At 71.8% G+C, this 25,256-nt stretch carries 19 protein-coding genes; 6 read left to right on the forward strand and 13 right to left on the reverse strand.

The window, feature by feature from the left end; all coding sequences use genetic code 11:
• Window positions 1-41: 41 nt before the first annotated feature.
• Window positions 42-686, forward strand: coding sequence for a superoxide dismutase (locus ACIO3O_RS20040; protein WP_401747513.1), 645 nt, complete (start codon window positions 42-44; stop codon window positions 684-686).
• Between the two features lie 191 nt (window positions 687-877).
• On the opposite strand, the gene ACIO3O_RS20045 is transcribed toward ACIO3O_RS20040, so the two are convergent.
• From ACIO3O_RS20045 to ACIO3O_RS20060, 4 genes are all read right to left on the reverse strand, one after another.
• Window positions 878-1,555: a response regulator gene (locus ACIO3O_RS20045; protein WP_401747516.1), complete on the reverse strand. Its 678-nt coding sequence runs from the start codon at window positions 1,553-1,555 to the stop codon at window positions 878-880.
• A gap of 64 nt (window positions 1,556-1,619) precedes the next feature.
• On the reverse strand, window positions 1,620-3,272 hold the full coding sequence (locus ACIO3O_RS20050) for a sensor histidine kinase (RefSeq protein WP_401747519.1): 1,653 nt from the start codon (window positions 3,270-3,272) through the stop codon (window positions 1,620-1,622).
• Window positions 3,273-3,363: 91 nt separating this feature from the next.
• Window positions 3,364-3,969 carry a hypothetical protein gene (locus ACIO3O_RS20055; RefSeq protein ID WP_401747522.1) on the reverse strand — a complete coding sequence of 202 codons (606 nt, stop codon included), beginning with the start codon at window positions 3,967-3,969 and terminating at the stop codon, window positions 3,364-3,366.
• 116 nt (window positions 3,970-4,085) lie between these two features.
• Window positions 4,086-4,718, reverse strand: coding sequence for a DsbA family protein (locus ACIO3O_RS20060; RefSeq protein ID WP_401747525.1), 633 nt, complete (start codon window positions 4,716-4,718; stop codon window positions 4,086-4,088).
• 162 nt (window positions 4,719-4,880) lie between these two features.
• On the opposite strand from ACIO3O_RS20060, the gene pepN (ACIO3O_RS20065) reads away from it, so the two are divergent.
• Entirely contained in the window at window positions 4,881-7,448 is a 2,568-nt protein-coding gene (pepN, locus tag ACIO3O_RS20065) for an aminopeptidase N (protein WP_401747528.1), read from the forward strand.
• 123 nt (window positions 7,449-7,571) lie between these two features.
• Entirely contained in the window at window positions 7,572-8,741 is a 1,170-nt protein-coding gene (locus ACIO3O_RS20070; RefSeq protein WP_401747530.1) for a hypothetical protein, read from the forward strand.
• Between the two features lie 90 nt (window positions 8,742-8,831).
• Here ACIO3O_RS20070 and ACIO3O_RS20075 read toward each other — a convergent pair whose 3' ends face one another.
• Window positions 8,832-9,287 (reverse strand): NUDIX hydrolase, encoded by a 456-nt coding sequence (locus tag ACIO3O_RS20075; protein WP_401747532.1) that lies wholly within the window; start codon window positions 9,285-9,287, stop codon window positions 8,832-8,834.
• Between the two features lie 369 nt (window positions 9,288-9,656).
• On the opposite strand from ACIO3O_RS20075, the gene ACIO3O_RS20080 reads away from it, so the two are divergent.
• Entirely contained in the window at window positions 9,657-12,953 is a 3,297-nt protein-coding gene (locus ACIO3O_RS20080; RefSeq protein WP_401747534.1) for a S8 family serine peptidase, read from the forward strand.
• 127 nt (window positions 12,954-13,080) lie between these two features.
• Here the strand turns inward: ACIO3O_RS20080 and ACIO3O_RS20085 are convergent, their stop codons facing one another.
• From ACIO3O_RS20085 to ACIO3O_RS20095, 3 genes are all read right to left on the reverse strand, one after another.
• Window positions 13,081-13,683 carry a hypothetical protein gene (locus tag ACIO3O_RS20085; RefSeq protein WP_401747537.1) on the reverse strand — a complete coding sequence of 201 codons (603 nt, stop codon included), beginning with the start codon at window positions 13,681-13,683 and terminating at the stop codon, window positions 13,081-13,083.
• Entirely contained in the window at window positions 13,680-14,201 is a 522-nt protein-coding gene (locus tag ACIO3O_RS20090) for an RNA polymerase sigma factor (protein WP_401747540.1), read from the reverse strand. The genes ACIO3O_RS20085 and ACIO3O_RS20090 overlap by 4 nt, the downstream gene beginning before the upstream one ends.
• 82 nt (window positions 14,202-14,283) lie before the next feature.
• On the reverse strand, window positions 14,284-14,985 hold the full coding sequence (locus ACIO3O_RS20095; RefSeq protein ID WP_401747543.1) for a nitroreductase family protein: 702 nt from the start codon (window positions 14,983-14,985) through the stop codon (window positions 14,284-14,286).
• A gap of 225 nt (window positions 14,986-15,210) precedes the next feature.
• Here ACIO3O_RS20095 and ACIO3O_RS20100 point away from each other — a divergent pair, with 225 nt between their 5' ends.
• Complete coding sequence (locus tag ACIO3O_RS20100) at window positions 15,211-16,239, forward strand: aspartate-semialdehyde dehydrogenase (protein ID WP_401747546.1); 1,029 nt, start codon at window positions 15,211-15,213, stop codon at window positions 16,237-16,239.
• A gap of 153 nt (window positions 16,240-16,392) precedes the next feature.
• Window positions 16,393-18,969 carry an aminopeptidase N gene (gene pepN / locus ACIO3O_RS20105; protein ID WP_401747549.1) on the forward strand — a complete coding sequence of 859 codons (2,577 nt, stop codon included), beginning with the start codon at window positions 16,393-16,395 and terminating at the stop codon, window positions 18,967-18,969.
• Window positions 18,970-19,125: 156 nt separating this feature from the next.
• On the opposite strand, the gene alc is transcribed toward pepN (ACIO3O_RS20105), so the two are convergent.
• The 5 genes from alc to malQ all read right to left on the reverse strand — a co-directional run bounded on the left by alc (window position 19,126) and on the right by malQ (window position 24,954).
• Complete coding sequence (gene alc, locus ACIO3O_RS20110; protein WP_401747552.1) at window positions 19,126-20,253, reverse strand: allantoicase; 1,128 nt, start codon at window positions 20,251-20,253, stop codon at window positions 19,126-19,128.
• A gap of 95 nt (window positions 20,254-20,348) precedes the next feature.
• Window positions 20,349-21,254: a LysR family transcriptional regulator gene (locus tag ACIO3O_RS20115; RefSeq protein ID WP_401747555.1), complete on the reverse strand. Its 906-nt coding sequence runs from the start codon at window positions 21,252-21,254 to the stop codon at window positions 20,349-20,351.
• A 10-nt stretch (window positions 21,255-21,264) separates the two neighbouring features.
• Window positions 21,265-22,344 carry a DMT family transporter gene (locus tag ACIO3O_RS20120; protein ID WP_401747557.1) on the reverse strand — a complete coding sequence of 360 codons (1,080 nt, stop codon included), beginning with the start codon at window positions 22,342-22,344 and terminating at the stop codon, window positions 21,265-21,267.
• Between the two features lie 199 nt (window positions 22,345-22,543).
• The gene (locus tag ACIO3O_RS20125) at window positions 22,544-22,774 is read right to left on the reverse strand and encodes a hypothetical protein (protein WP_401747560.1); all 231 of its coding nucleotides are present in this window, start codon (window positions 22,772-22,774) and stop codon (window positions 22,544-22,546) included.
• A 20-nt stretch (window positions 22,775-22,794) separates the two neighbouring features.
• Window positions 22,795-24,954 carry a 4-alpha-glucanotransferase gene (gene malQ / locus ACIO3O_RS20130; protein ID WP_401747740.1) on the reverse strand — a complete coding sequence of 720 codons (2,160 nt, stop codon included), beginning with the start codon at window positions 24,952-24,954 and terminating at the stop codon, window positions 22,795-22,797.
• Between the last annotated feature and the right edge of the window lie 302 nt (window positions 24,955-25,256).

Consider the following 25,256-nt stretch of genomic DNA (forward strand, 5'->3'; position numbering starts at 1 on the left):
TGCATAAGACTTGCAATAAGCAATCGGAGGGGTCGGACGACATGGCCATTTACACGCTTCCTGAACTTCCGTACGACTACGCGGCCCTTGAGCCCGTGATCAACCCGCAGATCATCGAGCTGCACCACGACAAGCACCACGCGGCGTACGTGAAGGGTGCGAACGACACCCTGGAGCAGCTCGAAGAGGCCCGCGACAAGGACGCCTGGGGCTCGATCAACGGGCTGGAGAAGAACCTCGCGTTCCACCTGTCCGGCCACATCCTGCACAGCATCTACTGGCACAACATGGCCTCCCCCAAGGACAGCGGCGGCGGCGAGCCGCTGGCCGCGGACGGTGTCGGTGACCTCGCGGACGCCATCACCGAGTCCTTCGGCTCCTTCGCCAAGTTCAAGACGCAGCTGACGAAGGCCGCCGCGACGACGCAGGGCTCCGGGTGGGGCGTCCTGGCGTACGAGCCGGTCTCGGGCCGTCTCATCGTCGAGCAGGTCTACGACCACCAGGGCAACGTCGGCCAGGGCTCCGTACCGGTGCTGGTCTTCGACGCCTGGGAGCACGCCTTCTACCTGCAGTACAAGAACCAGAAGGTCGACTTCATCGAGGCCATGTGGGCCGTCGTCAACTGGCAGGACGTGGCGAAGCGTTACGCCGACGCGAAGAACCGGACGCCGCTCATCACGCCGTGAATCCGGCGCACGCCGTGAATGCGGTGTGCATTCCCCGTCGTGAGGCGGGACCCCTCAACGCCCTGCTCGTGATCGTCTTCTCAACTTTCACCGGGCGGGTGGAATGACGAAGAGCCCCTGCGAGGACATGACTCGCAGGGGCTCTTCTGTGCACCGGTGCCGGTGCTCGGACCGATGCACCGGCACTGGTGCTAGGAGGACAGGCCCGCCTGGTGCGCCAGGAGGGCGGCCTGCACGCGGCTGTCGGTGCCGGTCTTGTCGAGGATCGCGCCGACGTGCGTCTTGACCGTGCCGATGCCGATGCCCAGGCGGTCGGCGATCAGCAGGTTCGGGAGCCCTTCGCCGAGGAGCGCGAGGACCTCGCGCTCGCGGTCGGTGAGGGAGGCCAGGCGGCGGCCCAGGGCGGCCGCCTCGTCCTCGACCGGGGGCCCGCCCTGGAGCATGTGCTTGATGACGGTGCCGGTGACGCCGGGCGAGAGCACCGCGTCGCCGGAGGCGGCGGCACGCACCGCGCGGATCAGCTCCTCCGGGCCCTCGTCCTTGAGCAGGAACCCGCTCGCGCCGGAGCGCAGGGCACGGGTGACGTTCTCCTCGTCGCCGAAGGTGGTGAGCATGACGACCTGCGGCGCCGGGTCCAGGGCGCGCAGCGGTGCGACGGTGGCCAGGCCGTCCTGCACGGGCATGCGGATGTCCACCAGGGCGACGTGCGGGCGGAGTTCGGCGGCCAGCGCGACCGCCTCGGCCCCGTCGACCGCCTCGCCGACGACCTCGATGCCGTCGGCGTGCTGGAGGATCATGCGCACACCGTGGCGGATCATCTCCTCGTCGTCGGCGAGCAGGACACGGACGGTGGGCGGCGGCGTCGACATGGGGTGCTCCCGCGGGTCGGAACGTCAGGGCGGACGGCAGGGTACTGACGCCCACGCGCGGACGTCAGGGTGCCAGCGGCACACCGAACCGGTCGACGGCCGCGAGGGTGTCACCCGCGAAACAGTAACGGGTCACCTCAAGCTCACCCGTATCGGACATTTCATTCGTGTACGGGAAGACGCAGTCGGTGACTCCCTGCGGACGCGGCGGCTCGTGCCCCTCGGCCGCGGCCCGGACCGCCGGGCTGTCCAGGGAGAGCGTGCGCAGGACGTCCTTGCGGTGCATCCCCACCGTCACCTCGTGCAGCGGCGGGATCTCGGGCCCCGGCCTGGCCTGGCTGACCAGGCCGACGGCGAAGGCCATCATCACGGAGAGCCCGCCGAGGGCGACCAGGGCGGTGATCGCGCCGCCGAGCCGCCGTTGCAGTATCCCGCTCCAGCCCTCCGACTGGGCGAACTCCTCGGCGGAGGTGGCCGCCTCCGGGCGGCGTGCGGGGGCGGGTGACGGCGGCCCGTCGTGCGGGCCGGTGGGGATGGTCGCGGTGACCTCGAAGCCGCCGTCGGCGGTGGGTCCCGCAGTGAAGCCGCCGCCGGTGAGACCGACGCGTTCGCGCAGGCCCGTCAGGCCCCGGCCGGTGCCGAGGCCGGTGGCGGGGGCCGAGGCCGGGGGCGGTCCGTTGCGTACGACGGTGCGCACCTGGTCGCCGGTGTGGTCGACGGTGACGGTGACCGGGGCGCCGGGGGCGTAGCGGTGCACGTTGGTGAGGGACTCGCGGACCACCCGGTGCACGGCGCGGCGTACCGACTGGCCCTCGACCTCGTCCAGGTCGGGGCCGCTCCAGGTGAGGGTGACGGGGATGCCGCCGCTGCGGGACTCGGCGACGAGGGCCTCGATGTCGGGGCGGGTGCCGGTGGCGTCGGTGAGGGCGGTGGTGCCGGTGTCGCGGCCGAGGGGGCCGAGCACGCCGAGCACGTCGCGCAGTTCGCGCATGGCGTCGCGGGTGGCGGTGCGGACGAGGACGGCTTCCTCGCGCAGTTCGGGCGCCTGTTTGGCGAGGGCGAGCTCCAGGCCGCCCGCGTGCAGGGAGATGAGGCTCAGGCGGTGGCCGACGAGGTCGTGCATCTCGGCGGCGATGCGGGAGCGTTCGTGGATGCGGGACTCGCTGTCGGCGAGGCGCTGGGCCTCCTCGGCGGCGGCGGTGCGCTCGGCGAGGGCGGTGACCAGGCGGTCCTGCTGGCCCGCGGCCGCGCCCACCAGGCCCGGCAGGATGACGGTGACTCCGGCGAGCAGTGCGCCGAGCGCCAGCCCGTACTGCCAGCTGCCCGCGCCCAGGGGGCGGGCGCACAGCGCGGAGGTCAGCACGGCGAGTCCGTAGGCGGCGAGCAGCGCCACGATGCGGCGGCGCGGGTCGGGCACCCGGCGGGCCGTCGCGAACGCGATCAGGGCGAGCGGCAGCCCGGCCGCGGGCAGCACCCCGAGCAGGGCGGCGGCGCCCAGGAGGGCGGAGACGGGGTAGCGCCGCCGGACCAGCAGGAGCGCCAGGACGAGCGCCCCGGCGAGGAGCTTCACCGCGCGCGTGGGGACGGGCACGGCGGCCGCCTGGAAGCCCTGGGAGTCCATGAAGACCATCAGCGCGCCCGCGACGCCCAGCTCGGCGCAGATCCGCAGCCAGGGGTGCGGCCGAGCGGCAGGAGGGAAGGCGGAGGTTCGCGGCATAGCGGAAATTATGGGCGCGGGTCGCGGTCCGTTCCGTACGCCGTGCGGAGGAGGACGTCTCTGCCTTCGGGCAGAGGCGGGGGTACGAACGTCACCGGGGGAGGTAGCCGGTGCGGCCGACGGCGACGAACTCCTGGGCGAGGCCCGTTTCGTGGAGGCGGGCGAAGAGGGTGAAGGGGATGCCGAACGCGGTCTCGCCCCGGTCGAAGTTCCAGGTCTTGTGGAACTCCACCCGGTAGTAGTGCGGGTTCGGGCGCTCGACGCGGAACTGGACGCCACGGACGGCGAGCCACCAGTCGGGGCTGGTGGCGGGGGTGACGGTGACGCCGTGCCAGGTGTCGCGGTGCGACCACTGTCCCGCCTCGGCCTCCATGAGGCGGGCGTTGACGGCGGCGCGCACGGGCGGGAGGGCGACGAGGGTGCTGGCGTCGAGGCGGTAGGTGGCACCGGTGCCGGTGAGGTAGTGGTGCAGGGTGCCGGAGGCGTGGCGCAGGCCGGTCAGCCACCAGAGACGGGCGAGGGCGAAACACCCTGCCCGCACCGCTCGGTCGGTCGGGCGGACGGGCAGGGTGGCATGGGGGGCGTTGTCGTTCGGCAGGTACGGGGAGGAGTCGGGGCCGCCGGATATGAGGGCGGTCCCGGTGTCGGCCGTGTCCGTGCCTATGTGGCTGTCGCCGTGTATCGCGCCTGTCTCCATAGGGGGACGCTAAGCGGGGTGGACGCGTCGCGCCTGTTGGGCGGGGCACTCGGGGCCCCGGCACCGGTGCGCGGGACGGGACCGCCGCACGGGTGCGAGGGCCCGGGACCCGGGGGTCAGTCGAAGACCGGGCCCTGGGTGCGGGTGCGCTTCAGCTCGAAGAAGCCGGGGGTGGCGGCGACCAGCAGGGTGCCGTCCCACAGGCGGGCCGCGTCCTCGCCCTTGGGGGCCGGGGTGACGACCGGGCCGAAGAAGGCGACCTTCTCGCCGTCCGCCCCGGGCACCGCGATGACCGGTGTGCCGACGTCCTCGCCGACCAGCGAGATGCCCGACTGGTGCGAGGCGCGCAGCTCCTTGTCGTACGTGTCGGTGGTGGCGTACGAGAGGAGTTCGGCGGGGAGACCGACCTCGGCGAGGGCTTCGGCGATGACCTCGTCGGTGATGCCGCGGCCCTCGTTGTGGATGCGCGTGCCGAGCGCGGTGTAGAGCGCCCCGGTGATCTCCTCGCCGTGCAGCTGCTGGGCGGCGATGACGACGCGTACCGGACCCCAGGCCGTCTTCATGGCCTCGCGGTACTGCTCCGGCAGGTCGTCGCGGCCCTCGTTGAGGACGGCCAGGCTCATGACGTGCCAGGTGACCTCCACCGGGCGCACCTTTTCGACCTCCAGCATCCAGCGCGAGGTCATCCACGCCCAGGGGCACAGCGGGTCGAACCAGAAGTCGGCCGGGGTCTTCGCGTTCTCGGACATGTCTCTCCTCATGGATGTTTCAAGAAGTCGCGCGCTGTGCGCCACACAACCACGGTGGGCACCGTCGCATTCCCGTGTACGCCCCGTAAGGAGCACATGGGAGGATCGGACCTGTTTCGAGAAGCCGTCGAACATCGTCCGACGTGTCACGAAGGAGTGCCCGTGCCCGGTGAGAACCTGTCCCGCGACGAAGCCCAGAAGCGGGCCGAGCTGCTGTCCGTCGACGGTTACGAGGTCGCGCTCGACCTGCGGTCCGCCGTCGGCGACCACGAGGGGGACGGCCCGCGCACGTTCCGCTCGGTGACGACGATCCGCTTCCGGGCCACCACGCCCGGTGCCTCCACGTTCGCGGACCTGGTCGCCCCCTCGGTGAACGCGGTGACCCTCAACGGCACGCAGCTGGACCCCGCGAAGGCCTTCGACGGGGCCCGGGTCGCCCTGGACGACCTCCGGGCGGAGAACGTCCTGGTGGTCGACGCCAACTGCGCCTACAGCCGCACCGGTGAGGGCATGCACCGCTTCGTCGACCCGGAGGACGGCGAGGTCTATCTCTACACGCAGTACGAGCCTGCCGACTCGCGCCGGGTGTACGCCAACTTCGAGCAGCCCGACCTGAAGGCCCCCTACCGTTTCTCGGTGCAGGCGCCCGAGGGCTGGACGGCGTGGAGCAACGGCGCGGGCACCCTGGAGGACGGTGTCTGGACGTTCGCCGAGACCAAGCCGATCTCGACGTACATCACCGCCGTGGTGGCCGGCCCCTACCACTACGTCACCGACAGCTACACGCGCACCTTCGCCGACGGCACGACGCTGGAGATCCCGCTCGGCGCGATGTGCCGCAAGGGGCTCGCGAAGCACTTCGACGCGGACGACGTCTTCCTGATCACCAAGCAGGGCCTGGACTTCTTCCACGACAACTTCGACTACCCGTACCCCTTCGGGAAGTACGACCAGGCCTTCGTGCCGGAGTACAACCTCGGTGCGATGGAGAACCCGGGCCTGGTGACGTTCCGCGAGGAGTTCATCTTCCGCGGGAAGACCACGAACTCGGCGTACGAGGGACGCGCGAACGTCATCCTGCACGAGATGGCGCACATGTGGTTCGGCGACCTGGTCACCATGCAGTGGTGGGACGACCTGTGGCTGAAGGAGTCCTTCGCGGACTTCATGGGCTCCTTCTCGATGGTGGAGGCCACCCGTTTCACCGACGGCTGGATCACCTTCACCAACCGCCGCAAGGCGTGGGCGTACCGCGCCGACCAGCTGCCCTCCACGCACCCGATCACGGCCGACATCCGTGACCTGGAGGACGCGAAGCTGAACTTCGACGGCATCACGTACGCCAAGGGCGCCTCCGTGCTCAAGCAGCTGGTGGCGTACGTCGGCCGGGACGCCTTCCTGGAGGGTGCCCGCCGCTACTTCACGGCGCACGCGTACGGCAACACCCAGCTCGGCGACCTGCTTTCGGCGCTGGAGGAGACCAGCGGCCGGGACCTGGGCGAGTGGTCCCGGGCCTGGCTGCAGACGGCCGGGGTCAACGCGCTCACCCCGGTGGTGACGTACGACACCGAGGGCCGCATCACCGAGCTGGCGGTCGTGCAGGAGGCAGCCCCGTCGCACCCGGAGCTGCGCCCGCACCGGGTCGCGGTGGGCCTGTACCGGCTGGAGGGCGGTGCGCTGGTGCGCTACGCCCGTACCGAGACGGACGTGGCGGGTCCGCGCACGGTGGTGGCGGAGCTGGCGGGGGCGGAGAAGCCCGCGCTGGTCCTCGTCAACGACGACGACCTGACGTACTGCAAGATCCGCTTCGACGAGGGCTCCCTGGAGACCCTGCGCGCCCACCTCGGGGACATCACCGACCCGCTGGCCCGCGCCCTGTGCTGGTCGGCGCTGTGGAACCTCACCCGGGACGCCCTGATGCCCGCCCGGGACTTCCTCGACCTGGTGCTGCGGTTCGCGGGCCGTGAGTCCGACATCGGTGTGCTGCAGATGCTCCACGCCTGGACACTGACGGCGCTCACCCACTATGTGGCGCCCGCGTCGCGCGAGGAGAGCGCACGCCAGCTCGCCGAGGGGGCGCTGCGCGAGCTGCGGAACGCCGAGCCGGGCAGCCAGCACCAGCTCACCTGGGCGCGCTTCTTCGCCTCCGTGGCGTCCTCGGACGCCGACTACCAGCTCCTGGAAGGGCTGCTGGCGGGTACGGCCCGGATCGACGGCCTGGACGTCGACCAGGAGCTGCGCTGGGCGTTCCTGTCGCCCCTGGCGGCGCACGGGCGCGCCGACGAGCAGGCGATCAACGCCGAACTCGCCCGCGACGACACGGCGTCCGGAAAGCGGCACCAGGTCCGGTGCCTGGCCTCGCGCCCCTCGGAGGCGGTCAAGGCGCAGGCGTGGGCGACGGTGGTGGAGTCCGACGCACTGTCCAACGCGCTGGTGGAGGCCACCAACGCCGGGTTCGTGCGGGGCAGTCAGCGCGAGCTGCTCGCGCCGTACGCACAGAAGTACTTCGCGGCGATCGAGCGGGTGTGGGCCGAGCGTTCCATCCAGATCGGCGTCCTGATCGTCCGCGACCTGTACCCCTCGCTCCAGGACCCCGCCGCCACGCTGGCCGCCACCGACGCGTGGCTGTCCGCCCACCAGGAGGCGGCTCCGGCGCTGCGGCGCCTGGTGCTGGAGGCGCGGGACGACCTGGCGCGGGCACAGCGGGCACAGGAGTGCGACGCGGCCTGACGGCCACGGACGCGGCCTGGGGGCCGTCACGGACGCGGCCCGAAGGCCGCAGGGGGACGCAGGTTTCCCGAACCCCGCCCGGGGTACTGCTCGGCAGTCGAACAGCCGTACTTTAGGGCGGGGTTGTCCCGGAATGTCGACGGGACTGTAACAGCGGTTAGAGACCGGGGTGCGGGCGGGAAAGTCGTCGGCATGAACAACGACACGCACCCCCAGGCGCAGTCCACTCCCCCGTCGCACCCGGCCCCGTCGGCCCCGCAGTCGCACACAACCCCCAAGCCCCGGACGGGCTCCCCCGAGGTGTCCGCGAGCGCCGCGGAGGCCGCCGCCCGCGCCCTGCCGCTGAGCCACCTCACCGACGTCCAGCGCCGGGTGCTGACGACCGCTTCGCTGCGCGAGCACGGTGTCTCGGCGGCGAAGGCGTCGGCGCAGTGCCGGGCGGGCGGTCCGTGGCAGCAAATGCTGCCGGGGGTGTTCCTGCTGCACCAGGGGGCGGCGACCAGCGAGGAGCGGCTGCACGCGGCGCTGCTGTACACCGGCCGGGGCGAGGAGGGCGCGGTGATCACCGGGCTGGCGGCGCTGGCCCTGCACCGGTTCACCTCGGCGCCGCCACTGCTGGGCCTGGAGCACATCGACGTGATGGTGCCGCGCACCCGGCGGCTGCGCTCGGTCGGTTTCGTGCGGATCGTACGGGCGCACGCGCTGCCCGGCACCCAGGTGATCACCGGGCTGCCGGTGGCCCCGGTGGCGCGGGCGGTCGCGGACGCGGTGGCGCACCTGAGCGACGCGAACACGGTGCGCCTGATCCTGGCGGAGGCGGTGCGCGGCGGGCACTGCGAACCGGCGGCGATCGTGCGCGAGTTGAACCTGGCCCGGCTGCTGACCCGGCCGCACGTGAGCGACGCGGTGGACGCCCTGCTGGCGGAGGGCCGCTCGATCGCCGAGGACCGGCTGTACGCGATGGTGAGCGACTTCGGGCTGCCGGACCCGCTGTGGAACGTCGACCTCAGGCTGCCGGGCGGGCCGCACCTGGGCGGGGTGGACGCGTTCTGGCCGGACCAGTCGGTGGCGGTCGAGCTGGACACCCGGGCGCCCCGGCAGGACGAGGACGCGCTGTGGTCGGAGTACGCGCGCAAGCGTGAGCACCTGGAGCGTCTGGGCATCACCGTCGTGCACCTGACGCCGAAGAAGCTGCGGGAGGCGATGGACCAGCAGGCGGCCGTGGTGCGCACGGCGCTCATGGCGTCCGTGGACCGCGACCCGGCCGCCTACGTGGTCGTCCTCCCCCGATGAGCCGGTGGGCGACGGCGACCTGGGCCGCGGTCGGCGTCCGGCGGGGCCCGCGGGTCCTGCCGGTGCTCCCCGCCGCGCGGGTGCCGGGCGTCAGGACGTGGTCTTCACCCGGCCGTTGGCCGGCCGGGTGCGCCACAGCTCCAGACCGGTGTCGACGAGTTCGACCCGGTCGAGGGAGGTGACCGACGCGAGGGGGTGCCAGGCGGCGAGGTCGGTGGAGCCGCCCGTCTCGTGGCGCAGCTCGCCGCCGGTGATCTTCGCCTCGTACACGATGCGCAGTCCCTGGAAGTCCGCGAAGGAGCCGAGGCGGCGCGGGTAGCGCCGCCGGATGGAGTCCAGTCCGAGGAGCTGCACCGGTTCGACGGCGTAACCGGTCTCCTCGTCGACCTCGCGGACGACCGCCTCCAGCGGGTCCTCGCCGTGTTCGAGGCCGCCGCCCGGCAGCGTCCAGCGTTTCGCGCCGTCCCGGGCCACCCAGCGGGCCAGCAGCACCTTCTCGTCCCGTACGCACACGGCGTAGGCGGCCACTCTCAACTCTGCGTTCATCTGGAGAGGCTAGGCGGTACGCGCCCCCGCGCACCCGGATCGGGGGCAAACGGGTGCGGCGGGAGTCCCGTGCGACGGGTGTCCGGTACATACGCGACGGGTGTCCGGTCACGTGCGCGACAGACGTCCGGTACGTGTGCGACAGGCGTCCGGAACGTCCCCGGTTCGCGTGCAGCGGGCATCCGGTTCCCGTACGGCGGTGATGTGCCAGTGGCGGGTTCACGCCCGGGACGATTACACCTCAGTCAACTCTCCCCAAACAACTGTCACTTACGACATGCTGACCGGTCATTGGGCACCGAAATCCGAACCCTTTCTTACAAAGTTCCGTCCGGATTTCTTCCAGATCCTTCACATTCAGGGATGCACATGACCGCCACCCCCCAGCCCTCCGCGCCCCGCGCGGGCGGTGTCAGACGTACCGCGCGAATAGCCTTCGCGGCCTCGCTGGTCGCCGCTCTGTGTGCGACCGCGCCGCTGCCCGCCTTCGCCGCGGACGCTCCGGACCCCACTCCCCCGGCCCCCAAGTCCGCCGAGGCCAAGCTCGGCAGCGTCGACGAGGCGCTGCTCACCGAGGCGCAGACCTCGGGCGCGAAGGACGTCACCGTGATGGTGGCGACCGCGCCGGGTGCGACCGAGCAGGTCAAGGCCCACTTCGACGGCGTCGCCGGGGCGAGTGTCGGACGTACGGACGACGCACTCGGCTACGTACGGGCCACGCTGCCCATCGCGAAGGCCGAGGCCGCGCTGAAGGCGGCCGCGAAGCTCTCCAGCGTCCACGCGATCGACCTCAAGCAGGACATCAAGCTGGACGACCCGACGCCGTCCGGCGACCGCGCCAAGGGCGCCGCCGTGGCCGGCAAGGGCGCGTACCCGGCGCCGGGGAAGAACACCCCCGCGGAGAACCCGTACAACCCGTCCTTCGAGACGGGCGCCGTCGACTTCGTGAAGAAGAACCCGAAGGCGGACGGCCGCGGCGTCACCATCGGCATCCTGGACTCCGGCGTCGACCTCGGTCACCCGGCCCTGCAGAAGACCACCACCGGCGAGCGCAAGATCGTCGACTGGGTGACGGCGACGGACCCGGTGGCCGACGGCGACGGCACCTGGCGCGCGATGCTGACCGACGTCAGCGGCCCGACCTTCACGGCCGGCGGTCGGACCTGGACGGCGCCCGCGGGCAACTACAAGTTCAACGTCTTCCGCGAGAACGTCACCGCCGGCGGCGACGCCAAGGGCGACCTGAACCGCGACGGCGACACCACCGACGTCTGGGGCGTGCTGTACGACCAGGCCGCCGGGACGGTGCGCGTGGACCTGGACAACGACGGCGACTTCGCCGACGAGACCGCGATGAGCCCGTACAAGGACAAGTTCCAGGTCGGGTACTTCGGCAAGGACAACCCGGCGACGGACGTCGCCGAGCAGGTCCCGTTCGTGGTCGAGTACCGCAAGGACGTCGTCTACAACGCGGCCGGCGCCAAGGCCGACTTCGTCAACATCGGCGTCATCGAGAGCGAGCACGGCACCCACGTCGCGGGCATCACCGCCGCCAACCAGCTCTTCGGCGGCACGATGAACGGCGCCGCTCCGGGCGCCAAGCTGGTGTCCTCCCGCGCCTGCTCCTGGGACGGCGGCTGCTCCAACATCGCGCTGACCGAGGGCATGACCGACCTGGTCAAGAACCGCGGCGTCGACATCGTCAACATGTCGATCGGCGGCCTGCCCGCGCTCAACGACGGCAACAACGCCCGCGCCGAGCTGTACACCCGCCTGATCGACACCTACGGCGTGCAGCTGGTCATCTCGGCCGGCAACAGCGGCCCGGGCACCAACACCATCGGCGACCCCGGTCTCGCCGACAAGGTGATCTCGGTGGGCGCGTCCATCTCCAAGGAGACCTGGGCGGCCAACTACGGCTCGGTCGTGAAGACCAAGTACGCGATGATGCCGTTCTCCTCGCGCGGCCCGCGTGAGGACGGCGGTTTCGCGCCGACCATCACCGCGCCCGGTGCGGCGATCAACACCACGCAGACCTGGCTGCCCGGCGGCCCGACCCTGGAGTCCGGCTACGACCTGCCCGCCGGTTACTCGATGCTCCAGGGCACCTCGATGGCCTCCCCGCAGGCGGCGGGCGCCTCGGCGCTGCTGATCTCGGCCGCCAAGCAGGCGAAGCTGGACCTCACCCCGGCGAAGCTGCGCACCGCGCTGGTCAGCCAGGCGGACCACATCAAGGGTGCGCAGGCGCACGAGCAGGGCGCCGGTCTCATCAACGTCGTCGACGCGTGGAAGTCCCTGAAGAAGGGCGCCACCGCGCACGAGTACACGGTGAAGGCCCCGGTCGACACCGCGATCGACCAGGCACTCAAGACGCCCGGCTTCGGCACCGGTCTCTACGACCGCGAGGGCGGCCTGAAGGTCGGTCAGAAGAAGACGTACGACATCACCGTCACCCGCACCACGGGCCCGGCCGGTGCCGTCCGCCACGAGCTGCACTTCGAGAACAACGACGGCACCTTCAAGGTCGTCGGCGACGACGTCGTGAAGCTGCCCCTGAACCAGCCGGTGACGGTGAAGGTGTCCGCGCAGCCGCGCTCCGGCGGCATCCACAGCGCCGTGCTGGAGCTGTCGGACAACGCCACCGAGGGCATCGACAAGCAGATCCTCACCACAGTCGTCGTCTCGGACGAGGTCGCGAAGCCGGCGTACGCGCTGAAGAAGACCGGCACGGTCCAGCGCAACGCTCCCACCTCGTACTTCCTGAACGTCCCCGCGGGCGCGAAGAACCTCGAAGTGGCGCTGAGCGGGCTCGCCGCGGGCAGCCAGACCCGGTTCATCTCGATCCACCCCTACGGTGTCCCGTCCGACCCGACGACCACCACCTTCTGCTACCCCAACTACAACAACCCGGCGAACACCTGCCGCCCCGACGTCCGCTCCTACGCGGACCCGGCGCCGGGCGTCTGGGAGATCGAGGTCGAGGCGCGCCGCACGTCGCCGCTGCTCGACAACCCGTACACGCTGGACGTGACGCTGCTGGGCGCGGACTTCGACCCGGCCGTCAAGATCGTCCCCGAGGCGAAGGTCGGCACGCCGGCCCCCGTCGAGTGGAAGGTCACCAACAAGTTCGGCGCGATCGACGGCAAGCTGAAGGGCGGCTCGCTGGGCTCCGCGAAGGTCGCCACGCCGACCATCAAGCAGGGTGAGACGCAGCAGACCACGGTCGTCCTGGGTGAGGGCGTCGAGCGCCTCGACGTCGCCATCGGCAAGGTCTCCGACGCGAAGGCCGACCTGGACCTGGTGGTCCTGAAGGACGGCAAGGAGGTCGGCAAGGCCGCGGACGGCGACTCCGAGGAGGCCGTCAGCCTGGTCAAGCCCGCCGCCGGTACGTACACGATCGTCGTGGACGGCTACTCGGTTCCGGCCGGCACCACCACGTACGACTACCGCGACGTGTTCTTCGCGCCGGCGCTCGGCACCGTCACGACCGACGAGTCGAAGACCGTCAAGCTCGCGGGCGGCGCGTCCGCCCAGGTCTCGGCCTCGGTGAACGTCGGTGGCGCCGCACCGGAGGGCCGTCAGTTCTTCGGCCAGGTGCAGCTGCTGAACGCACGCGGCACGGTCGCGGGCACGGGCAGCGTGCAGATCGACAAGGTCGTCCAGTAGTCCCGCAGTCCAGTGGTCCGGTGACGGACTGATCTTGTTGTACGTGTGAGGGGCGGGCCGGGAAGTCTCCGGCCCGCCCCTTCCGTGCGTCCGGTGCCGGTGCGAGAACGCGCACCGGCACCGGTGCTCAGGCGGGCCCCTCGCAGCCGGTGTCGCCAGGGTGGTGCGCGGCGGACATCCACTCCCAGGTGGGGGCGATGTCGGTGCCCGTGAACTCCAGCACCGGTTCCTCGGGGAAGCGGGAGACGTTCACCAGCATGCGTGTGCCGACGGCGAAGCTCTGCTTCTCCGCCCGGGGCACCAGGAACTCCTCCTCGCTACCGCCCTCGGCGGGCTTCAGGCGGCGCTCCACGGCGAGCACGACCCGCACGGCGTCGCCGTCCGCCCGCTCCACCCGGGACACCGTGCCCTCGGCGATGAGGCGGGCGCAGGCGACGAGGCCCTCCGTGGTCGGCTTGGCCTGTTCCTCGTCGGCCGACGGGGGGACGACGAGGAGGGCGATGAGCGCTGCCGCCGCCAGGCCGAGGACGGATGCGGCCACGAAGCGGGCGCGCTTGCGGGACGGTTTGTGCGGGTGCGGGTGCGGGTCGGGGTCCGCGCCTGTGCTGTGGCTGTCGCTGTGGCTGTCGCCGTCGCTGTCGTCCGCCAGCATCCCGCCGATGAGCGCCAGCTGCTCGCGCAGCAGGGCCTCGGTCGCCGGGTCGTCCAGGTTCTCGTGTTCCACCGTCATGCCCCCTCCTCCGTCTCCGTGAGCCGCTGCCGCAGCGTCCGCATCGCGGTGTGGAGGCGGCTCTTGACCGTCCCCGCGGGGATGCCGAGCGCCTCCGCGATCTGCGGCACGGACAGGTCGGCGTAGAACCTCAGCACCACCACCTGCCGGTGCAGGTCCGCGAGCGCGTCGAGGCCGTCGGCGACGACGAGGGTGAGCAGCCGGTCCTCGGGGCTCCGCGCGCCGTCGCCCCATGTGGGGAGCGCGGTCAGGCGGGCGCCGAGGCGTTCCTGCCGGGTGCGGCTGCGGTGCCAGTCCACCGCGATGTTCGAGGCCACGGCGGCCGCCCAGGCGCCGGTGTCCCGGGGCATCTCCGCGCCCTTGGCCCGGCGCTCCAGCAGGCGCAGCCGCACCTGCTGGAGTCCGTCGGCGAGGTCGGTCCCGGGCACGCCGCCCAGGGCCAGTACGGCCCTGACCCGGCGCACCTGGGCCGGATCGAGCAGATCACCGCCCGCTGCGGCGTCCGTCGTCGTTCGCACCACTGCCTCCCCCCGAACCGCGTTTCCCCCTGGACGTACCAGGGCGGCGAAACGTTCACCCGGAGGGAGTCCGGGGTGTTGGTCAGATCTCGACCATGACCTGGTCGAGGGACTTGCGGACCAGGTCCGGGACCTGGCAGTCGTCCGCCGGGTAGCCGACCGGGATGACCGCGAACGCCTTCTCGTTGACCGGGCGGTGCAGCACCTCGGAGAGGAAACGCATGGGGCTCGGGGTGTGGATGAGGGCGGCGAGGCCGGAGAGGTGGAGGGCGGACAGGAGCATGCCGACCGCGATGCCGACCGACTCGTCGACGTAGTAGTGCTTGCGCTTGGTGCCGTCCTCGGCGAGCCAGAAGCGCTGCTGGAAGACGACGATCAGGGCGGGGGCGTCGGTGAGGTGCGGCTTGACCTCGTCGGTGCCCAGCGGACGGAGCGCTTCGAGCCACTCCTCGCCGAGCCGTCCGTCGTACGAGATCTGTTCCTCGGCCTCGGCGGCCTCGCGTATCTGCCGTCGGACGTCCGGGTCCTTGACCAGGACGAAGGTCCAGGGCTGCTGGTGGGCGCCGGAGGGGGCGGTGGCGCCGCAGGCGATGGCGTCGCGGATCACCTGGTCGGGGACGGGGTCGGTGGAGAACTGGCGGACCGTGCGGCGCTCGTCCATGCGGGTGCGCAGCTCGGCGGCGCGGGCCAGGGATTCGGCCGCGTCCATCCGGGCGGGGGCGTAGGGAACCGGCCGGTAGGGGTCGCCGTGGGTCGGTTCCCACTTGTTCTTTGTCACAGTCATGGCCAGAGCATGAAGGGGGCAGGGGCTCTGTGTCCGGAGGTTCGGGAAATCCGGTGTCGGCTGTCCGCTCTGCGGACACTTCACGGCACGGTGGTCCGCCCCTCGGACAATCGATTGGACAAGCCGGACGGCACCTCCCGCATCATGGGTGCCATCGCCGCAGGTCGCCACGCCTGCACACGCAGCAGGTCAGCACGCCTGCGCACAAAGGACTGAGGAGTCACTGTGAGGGTCGGAATCGTCGGAGCCACCGGTCAGGTCGGCGGCGTTGTACTGCGCATCCTCGCGGAGCGGAAGTTCCCGGTCACGGAGCTGCGCCTGTTCGCCTCGGCACGCTCCGCCGGTTCCACGCTGGAGTGGGACGGCAAGCCCGTCACCATCGAGGACGCCTCGCAGGCCGACTACACCGGTCTGGACATCGTGATCTTCTCCGCCGGTGGCGCCACCTCCAAGGCCCTCGCCGAGAAGGTCGCCGCCCAGGGCGCCGTCGTCATCGACAACTCCTCCGCCTGGCGCCGTGACCCCGAGGTCCCGCTCGTGGTGTCCGAGGTCAACCCGCACGCGGTGGCGGACCGCCCCAAGGGCATCATCGCCAACCCGAACTGCACGACGATGGCCGCGATGCCGGTGCTCAAGCCCCTCCACGAGGAGGCCGGGCTGACCGCGCTGATCGCCACCACCTACCAGGCCGTGTCCGGTTCCGGTCTGGCCGGTGTCGCCGAGCTCGACGGGCAGGTCAAGAAGGTCGTCGACCAGGCGGCCGAGCTCACCCACGGCGGCGACAAGGTCGAGCTGCCCGAGCCGAACGTCTACCAGCGGCCGATCGCGTTCAACGTGCTGCCGCTGGCGGGCTCGATCGTCGACGACGGTTCCTTCGAGACCGACGAGGAGCAGAAGCTCCGCAACGAGTCCCGCAAGATCCTGGAGATCCCGGAGCTGAAGGTCTCCGGCACCTGTGTGCGCGTGCCGGTCTTCTCCGGCCACTCGCTCCAGGTGAACCTGCGCTTCGAGCGTCCGCTCGGCGTGGAGCGCGCGTACGAGCTGCTCGGCGGAGCACCGGGCGTGGCGCTCTCGGAGATCCCGACGCCTCTTGAGGCGGCAGGGCAGGACGTCTCCTACGTCGGCCGCATCCGGGTCGACGAGACCGTCGACAACGGCCTCGCGCTGTTCCTCTCCGGCGACAACCTGCGCAAGGGTGCCGCGCTGAACGCGGTGCAGATCGCGGAGCTGGTGGCGGCGGAGCTCAAGGGCTGACGCACCCCTGTCGTACACAGGGCGGTGACACCGGGTCCTCCGGTGTCACCGCCCTTGTCGTATGCGCCCGGTCCGACCGTACATCTCACTGCCGACAGTGCCCCGTGCCGTGGAAGGATGGCCCAGAACGTCACGATCCGAGGAGATGACAGGGTGCCCGGTACCAATCTGACCCGCGAAGAGGCGCAGGAGCGCGCGCGGCTGCTCACGGTTGATGCGTACGAGGTCGAGCTCGACCTCAGTGGTGCGCAGGAGGGCGGTACCTACCGCTCGGTGACCACGGTGCGCTTCACGTCCGCCGAGGACGGGGCCGCCAGTTTCATCGACCTGGTCGCGCCGGCCGTGCACGAGGTGGTGCTGAACGGCGAGGCGCTGGACGCGAAGACGGTGTTCGCCGACTCGCGCATCGCTCTGCCGTCGCTGCGCGGCGGGGACAACGAGCTGAAGGTCGTCGCGGACTGCGCGTACACCAACACCGGTGAGGGTCTGCACCGTTTCGTCGACCCGGTCGACTCGCAGGCGTACCTGTACACGCAGTTCGAGGTGCCGGACGCGCGCCGGGTGTTCGCGTCGTTCGAGCAGCCCGACCTGAAGGCGACCTTCCAGTTCACCGTGAAGGCCCCGGCGGGCTGGACCGTGATCTCGAACTCGCCGACGCCGGAGCCCAAGGACGACATCTGGACGTTCGAGCCGACGCCGCGCATCTCGACGTACATCACCGCGCTGATCGTGGGCCCGTACCACGCGGTGCACTCGGTGTACGAGGGCAAGGACGGGCAGCGGGTGCCGCTGGGCATCTACTGCCGTCCCTCGCTGGCCGAGCACCTGGACGCCGAGGAGATCTTCGCGGTCACGCGACAGGGCTTCGACTGGTTCCAGGAGAAGTTCGACTACAACTACCCGTTCGCGAAGTACGACCAGCTCTTCGTGCCGGAGTTCAACGCGGGCGCGATGGAGAACGCGGGCGCGGTGACCATCCGCGACCAGTACGTGTTCCGCTCGAAGGTCACGGACGCCGCGTACGAGACGCGCGCCGAGACGATCCTGCACGAGCTCGCGCACATGTGGTTCGGCGACCTCGTCACCATGGAGTGGTGGAACGACCTGTGGTTGAACGAGTCGTTCGCCACGTACACCTCGATCGCCTGCCAGGCGTACGCCGAGGGCTCGAAGTGGCCGCACTCCTGGACGACGTTCGCGAACTCCATGAAGACCTGGGCCTACCGCCAGGACCAGCTGCCCTCCACGCACCCGATCATGGCGGACATCCGTGACCTGGACGACGTGCTGGTCAACTTCGACGGCATCACGTACGCCAAGGGCGCGTCCGTGCTCAAGCAGCTCGTGGCGTACGTCGGCATGGACGAGTTCTTCGCGGGTGTGCAGGCGTACTTCAAGGCGCACGCCTTCGGCAACACGCAGCTGAGCGACCTGCTGGGCGCGCTGGAGCAGACGAGCGGCCGCGACCTGAAGACGTGGTCGCAGAAGTGGCTCCAGACGGCCGGGATCAACATCCTGCGCCCGGAGATCGAGACGGACGCCGACGGCGTCATCACCGCGTTCTCCGTCAAGCAGGAGGCCCCGGCGCTGCCCGTCGGCGCCAAGGGCGTCTCGACGCTGCGCCCGCACCGCATCGCGATCGGCCTGTACGACCTGGACGGCGCGGGCAAGCTGGTGCGCACCGACCGCATCGAGCTGGACGTCGACGGCGAACTGACCGCCGTGGACGCCCTGGTGGGTCGTGCGCGTCCGGCCGTGGTGCTCCTGAACGACGACGACCTGAGTTACGCCAAGGTGCGTCTGGACGAGGCGTCGCTGGCGTTCGTCACCGAGCACCTGGGCGACTTCACCGAGTCGCTGCCGCGCGCCCTGTCCTGGGCGTCGGCGTGGGACATGACGCGCGACGGCGAGCTGGCGACCCGCGACTACCTGTCGCTGGTGCTCTCCGGCATCTCCAAGGAGTCCGACATCGGTGTGGTGCAGTCGCTGCACCGCCAGGTGAAGCTGGCGCTGGACCTGTACGCGGCGCCGTCCTGGCGCGAGGCGGGGCTCAACCAGTGGACCGACGCGACGCTGGCGCACCTGCGCTCGGCGGAGCCGGGCAGCGACCACCAGCTGGCGTGGGCGCGGGCGTTCGCCGCGACGGCGCGCACGCCGCAGCAGCTGGACCTGCTGCGCGGGCTCCTGGAGGGCTCGGAGTCCGTCGAGGGCCTGGCCGTCGACACCGACCTCCGGTGGGCGTTCGTGAACCGTCTGGCGGCCGTCGGCGTCGTCGACGAGGACGAGATCGCGGCGGAGCTGGAGCGCGACAACACCTCGGCGGGCCAGCAGCACGCGGCGTCGGCCCGTGCGGCGCGTCCCACGGAGGCCGCGAAGGCGGAGGCGTGGGCGTCGGTCGTGGAGTCCGACGAGCTGACCAACTCCCTCCAGGAGGCGGTCATCGGCGGCTTCGTGCAGACCGACCAGCGCGAACTGCTGCTGCCGTACATGGAGAAGTACTTCGCCGCGGTCAAGGGTGTGTGGGACTCCCGCTCGCACGAGATCGCGCAGCAGATCGCGGTGGGGCTCTACCCCACGCTCCAGGTGTCGCAGGAGACGCTGGACGCGACGGACACCTGGCTGGCGTCTGCCGAGCCGAGTGCGGCGCTGCGGCGGCTGGTGTCGGAGTCGCGCTCCGGTGTGGAGCGGGCGCTGAAGGCGCAGGCGGCCGACGAGGCTGCCGCTTCGTAACACGGGTGCGGGCGTCCTTCGTGACGCTGTTGCGAGCGTGAAAGGAGGGCCCCGGCGCGGGTGGGTGTGCGCCGGGGCCCTCTGTTGTTCCCGTGCGTGCGGGATCGCTGTCCACCGCACGCACGGAGTCTGCGGGAGCCTTCCGGCCCCGGAGTGCTAGTTGCTCAGGTCCTCGTAGCGGGCCTTGAGTTCGGCCTGGCCCTGCTCGGTGACGGTGCCGTGCAGGCGCATGCGGGCGACGCCGCCGTCGGGGAAGGCGTCCAGGCGCACGTGGGTGGCGACGGCCTGCGCGGCGAGCTTGAAGCGGTGCAGGGTGTCGGGCTGCAGCTTGGTGCGCGGCAGGATCTCGAACCAGTCGCCGGTGTCGCCGTTGCGGCCGCTGAGCGCGATCCACCCGGCGGAGTTGCCCTTGAGGTAGGCGGTGTCGATCTCGACGGCGCGGATCGCACCCTGGGCGACGAGCTTGAAGCGCACCCAGTCGTTGGTGTCGCGCACCCGGCGGCGGCGGTTCTCCCAGCCGTCGTCCATCTTGCGGGAGGTGCCCGGCAGGATGATCTGGGTGGGCGAGGAGTAGAACTTGTCGGACGCGTCCTCGTAGGTGCCGCCGTTCTGTACGGCGATGAGGTCGACGGTGCCCAGCAGCTGGAGCCACTCGGGGTCCGGGACGACCTCGCCGTGCACGCGCAGGCGGGCGATGCCGCCGTCGGGGTGCTGGCACAGGCGGACGTGGGTGAAGCGGCGCTCGACGTTGATCTCGAAGGCGTTGGCCGCGTGTCCCTTGACGGGCGTGACGGGGACGATCTCCTCCCACTTCACGTCGTCGGCGAGGAGCTGCTCGGCGCTCGGGGAGCCCTCGACGGCGGTCGCCTGGATGCTGACGCGCTGCGGGTAGTTGCCGCGGAAGTGGGCGGTGTCGACGATGATGCCGCGGATGACGCCGGCCGCGCCGAGGCGGATGATCGCCCAGTCGTGGTCCTCGACCTCGGGGAAGGGGCGGGTGGCGTCGACGCCACGGCGGCGGCGGGTCTCCCAGCCGTCCATGATCTTGCCCTTGTGCCCGAAGTGCTCCGGGTCGAAGACGGCGCGCTCGCGGATGAGGAGGTTCTCGCGCTCGGCGAAGAACTCGTCGTTGGCGGCGATGACACCGGCGCCGAGGCGACGGTCGGCGAGGTCGACGAGCTCGGTGAACGGGAGGTCGCCCGCACTGCGGTAGTCGGCGTACGGGTCGCCTCCGCCGTAGGGGGCTGCGTCGTTGGCGTGCGGGTCGCTCTCGTTGGTCGTCATGGGTACCACTGTGGCCGCCCGACAATACCCAGGTCTATCGAAAGTTTCCGCACAGGCTTTGAAGCAGAACTGAACGGTTGCCGTCGGGGTCCGGCTCAGGTCCGCTCTCCCGCGATCGCCCGCAGGGCTGCCAGTGCCCGGCCCACCGCGGGGCCGTCCTCCGCGCCCCGGCGGACCGCGGCCACCACGTGGCGGCGCGGCTGGTCCGCCTCCAGGACACGCATGACGACACCGGTGCGGCGCTCGGCGGCTGCCATGCGCGGGATGAGGGCGACTCCCATGCCCGCCTCGACCATGGCGAGGATCGCCGTCCATCCGGCGGCGCTGTGCGCCTGCACGGGCACGAAGCCCGCCGCCTCGCAGGCGGCGGTGGTGATCTCCGACCAGGGGCCGCTGCCGCCGAAGATCCATGCCTCGCCGGAGAGGTCCGCGAGGCGCAGTCCGGGGGCGGCGGCGAGCGGGTGGTGCGTGGGGAGCGCCACGTCGAGGGGGTCGGCGAGCAGGGGGATGCGGGCGAACTGCGGGTCGCGTGCGGTGGGCGCGTGCGCGGCGAGCGAGAGGGCGAGGTCGACGGCGCCGTCGGAGAGGAGTTCGTACGCCTCGGCGGCCTCTGCCTCCCGCACCCGTACCTCCAGGCCCGGATGTGTCTCGCGCAGGCGTCGTACGGCGGGTACGACGAGGGCGGGCACGGCGGTGGAGAAGGCGCCGATGCGCACCTGGCCCGCGTCGCCCTTGGCGTAGCCCTCCAACTCGGCCTCCGCGCGTTCCAGTTGCGCGAACACCGCCTCCGCGTGCCGGAGCACGAGGTGGGCGGCGTCGGTGAGGCGGACCCTGCGGCCGTGCGCCTCCAGGAGTGTCACGTCGAGCTGTTTGGCGAGGTTGGAGAGTTGCTGGGAGACGGCCGACGGTGTCATCAGCAGCGCTTCGGCGGTGGCCGTCACGGTGCCCCTCTCGCGCAGGGTCCGCAGGATGCGCAGCTTCTTGATGTCCCACTCGGTCATGACCCGCAACTTATCGGGCCTTCTGCGGCTTCGCGGGACCGGTGGTGGGGCCGGTGGCGGCGCCCAGGACCACGCCGCCCAGGATGAGCGCCATGCACAGGACCTGGAGGGGTCCGGTCCGCTCACCCAGGACGACGTACGACAGCAGGGCCACGCACACCGGCTGGAGGTAGTAGACGATGCCCGCGCGGGCGGCGCCGATGAGGGAGATCGCCTTGTTCCAGGCGAAGAAGGCGACGGCGGAGGAGAAGACGCCGACGTAGACGAGCGGGCCGACGGTGGTGGCGCGTGCCGCGAAGCCGCCCTGGACGGCGAGGCTGACGCCGTACACGGGTGCCAGCATCAGGGCGCCGAGGACGAACGTGCTGAAGAGGAAGGCCAGTCCGCCGATCTCGGCGGGCTTGCGGCGCAGCAGTGCACTGTAGGAACCGAAGCACAGGGCGGCGGCGATCATCCACAGGGCGCCCGCCGAGAGGTCGGGGGCGAGGGAGCCCCGGCCCACCAGGAGCAGTACGCCGACGCAGGCGATCAGCATGCCGACGACCCGGCGCGCGCCGAGCCTGTGGCCGCCGAGGCGCTCGTACACCGCCATGACGACGGGCGAGGCGGCCATGATCATGCCCATGGTTCCGGCGGGGGTGTCCAGTCCGGCCTGGTTGACCAGGGTGTTGTAGACGGTGACGCCGAGCAGTGCCGCGAGGGTGACGAAGCCGAGGCGCCGGCGGAGGACGGCGCGCTGGCGCCAGGTCTCGCGGACGGCGAAGGGGGCGACGGCGAGCAGGGCGACGATCCAGCGCCAGAAGGCGGCCTGGATCGGTGGCACGGAGTCGTGCAGACCGCGGGAGGTGACGAAGCTGCCGGACCAGACGACGGTGGCGACGGCGGCGAGCAGGAGCCCGAGCCCGGCGCCCTTGCGGAGGGTCGCACCGGGGGTGGTGCTGGTCGCGGTCGCACCGGTGCCGGTGCTCGGTTCGGTGGCACCGGGGGTGGTGCTCGGTTCGGTGGCACCGGTGCTGGTGCCCGCGTCGGTCGCGCCGGGTGTGGTGCTTGGTTCGGTGGTGTCGTCCGGTGTGCGGTCGAGCACTGCCATCGCTGTCCCCCTGGGTGTCGCGGTGATCGGTGAGGTCATCACCGTCACACCCGGGTGCTGTTCAGGTCCATCGAAACTTTTCGACGTGACTGTTCAGCAGAAGCGAATGATGGGAGTGCGGGCGAACGCGCCGAGGGCGCCGACGTGCCGTACGGGTGAGTACGGGACGCCGACGCCCTCGGAGAGGCGAAGTCCGGTGTCAGACCTGCTTGCGCGACTTGTCGAGCACCATCACCAGACCGGCGATGATCACGAACAGGCCGATCGGGGCCGCGACGAAGAGACCCAGGGTCTCCGCGACGCTCAGGCCCTTGCCCGGGTCGTCACCGTCGTCCCGTACGGCCGCGAGCGCGGGAGACGACAGGAGCAGCATCATCAGCGTCGTACCGGTCGCGACAGCGCCGGCGCGCAGAGCGTTCTTCTTGTCCACGGTGCAAAAGTAGCGAACGCCTAAGCGGGGCGCTCGCCCGGGGGTGCCGTAAGGGGTTTCGTCCCGGTCCTCGCACCGGTGCCGGACGCCGCGCGGAACACCTCCAGGAGGGTGTGCAGGCGGGGGGAGGCGGCCAGTTCCTCCAGGGTGAGGGGGCGGCCGGTGGCGTCGGCGAGGGGCAGCCGCCAGTTGGGGTACTGGTCCCAGGTGCCGGGGAGGTTCTGCGGGCGGCGGTCGCCCACCGCGTCGGGCAGCCAGATGCCGACCATGCGGGCGGGGGTGCGCAGCAGGAAGCGGTGCACGGCCCGGATCGCGGCCTCCTCGTCGTCGCCGCCCTCGGGCAGCAGGCCCAGTCGGGTGAGATACGTGAGCCAGTCGGTGACTTCCGCGGCGTCCTCGGCACGTTCCTGCGCCAGGGGGCGGGTGAGCAGGCCCAGGCGGTGCCGCAGGGCGACGTGGTCACCGGTGAGGCGGGCCGCGGTGGACGGCAGGTCGTGGGTGGTGGCGGTGGCGACGCAGCCCTCCCGCCAGGCGTCGGGTGCCAGCGGGCGGCCGGTGCCGGACCAGTCCCGTTCGAACCACAGGACGGAGGTGCCGAGCACCCCGCGCGCGGCCAGTGCGTCACGGACACCGGGTTCCACCGTGCCCAGGTCCTCACCGACGACGACGGCCCCGGCCCGGTGCGCCTCCAGGACGAGGACGGCGAGCATCGCCTCGGCGTCGTAACGGACGTAGGCGCCGTCCGTGGGCGGCCGTCCGGCGGGCACCCACCACAGCCGGAAGAGGCCCATCACGTGGTCGATGCGGACGGCTCCCGCATGCCGCAGGAGGTTGCGGAGCAGACTGCGGTACGGGGCGTAGCCGGTCTCGGCGAGCACGTCCGGCCGCCAGGGCGGCAGGCCCCAGTCCTGGCCGCGGGAGTTGAAGGCGTCCGGGGGTGCGCCCACGGACATGCCGGGTGCGTACGCGTGCGCCTGGGCCCAGGTGTCGGAGCCGTCGGGGTGCACGCCGACCGCCAGATCGTGCACGAGGCCGACGGCCATGCCCGCCTCGCGCGCGGCGCGCTGGGCCGCGGCGAGCTGGCAGTCGGTGAGCCAGACGGCCCGGCAGTGGAAGTCGACGAGCTGCGCCAGCCCGGCGCGCTCGCGGGCGGTGTCGGCGGAGTCCCGGTCGGCGAGTGCGCCGGGCCAGCGGCCGCGGTCGGGGCCGTGGGTGTCGACGAGGGCGCACCAGGTGGCGTGGTCCTCCAGCGCGGCGCCCTGTTCGGCGAGGAAGTCGCAGTAGGCGGCGCGGCGGCCGGGGCTCAGCGGCACCTCGTACAGGATCTCCAGCGCCTCCCTCTTGAGCGCCCACACGGCGTCCCGGTCGAGCAGGGCGCCCTCGGACAGCACGCCGTCGCGCAGGGCGGCGGCCCGGGTGAGGAGGTCGTCCAGGCGGGCGCGGTCGCCGGAGCCGGTGACGTAGGCGAACTCCGGTACGTCCTCGATCCGCAGGTGCACGGGGTCGGGGAAGCGCCGGGAGGAGGGGCGGTACGGGGAGGGGTCGGTCGGTGTGCCGGGGACGGCGGCGTGCAGCGGGTTGACCTGGACGAAGCCCGCGCCCAGTGAGCGCCCGGCCCAGGCGGCGAGTTCGGCGAGGTCGCCGAGGTCGCCCATGCCCCAGGAGCGGGTGGACAGCAGGGAGTACAGCTGGACGAGGAAGCCGTGCCGGGGGCCCTCGGCCGCGGGCACGCGCGCGGGGGCGACGACAAGGTGGCAGGAGGCCTCACGGCCGTCGGGCAGCCGGGCGGCCAGCCGGTGGACGCCCGGGGGCAGGTCGGCCCAGTGGTCGCCCTCGGCGGTGCGGGCGGGGCCGTCGCGGTGCGCGGGGGCCGGGGCGGGCCAGGTGCGGTCCTCGCCCTGTTCGGTGGTTACGCGCAGCGCGGTGCCCTCGGGGAGCGCCGCGAGGGCGTCGGGGACGCTCTGGGCGCCCTGCCACAGGACGAGCGTGGCCGGGAGGACCGCGGTGCGGGCGCGGGCGTCGTGGGCGGCGAGAGCGGCGTCCACGGCTTCGGGGGTGCGTGCGTCGACGTCCAGGGCGGCGAGCACGGCGACGACGGTGTCCTCGGGGACGTGGACGGTGCGGTCCTCGGAGGGCGCGTAGGAGGCGGCGACACCGTGCAGCGCGGCAAGGCGGGCCAGCGGGCCCGGAACGGCTTCGCCGCCCGCCCCTGGGGCAGTGGACGGCTCCTGGTCGGCCGGAGCTCCGGGGGACGCGGCCCGGTCGGCGGGCGCGGCGGAGAAGGGCGTGCCCGAAACGGGCGGCGGTTCGGCCCCGACGGGGTCCGCCTGTACTGCGGAGGCGGGGACATCCCGCGCACCGGCGCCGTCCGCCCGCACCTCGGGGACGGGGACATCCCGCGCACCGGCGCCGTCCGCCCGCACCTCGGGGACGGGGACATCCCGCGCACCGGCGCCGTCCGCCCGCACCTCGGGGACGGGGA

This window comes from Streptomyces sp. NPDC087440, from assembly GCF_044744005.1.
Taxonomy (GTDB): Bacteria; Actinomycetota; Actinomycetes; order Streptomycetales; family Streptomycetaceae; genus Streptomyces.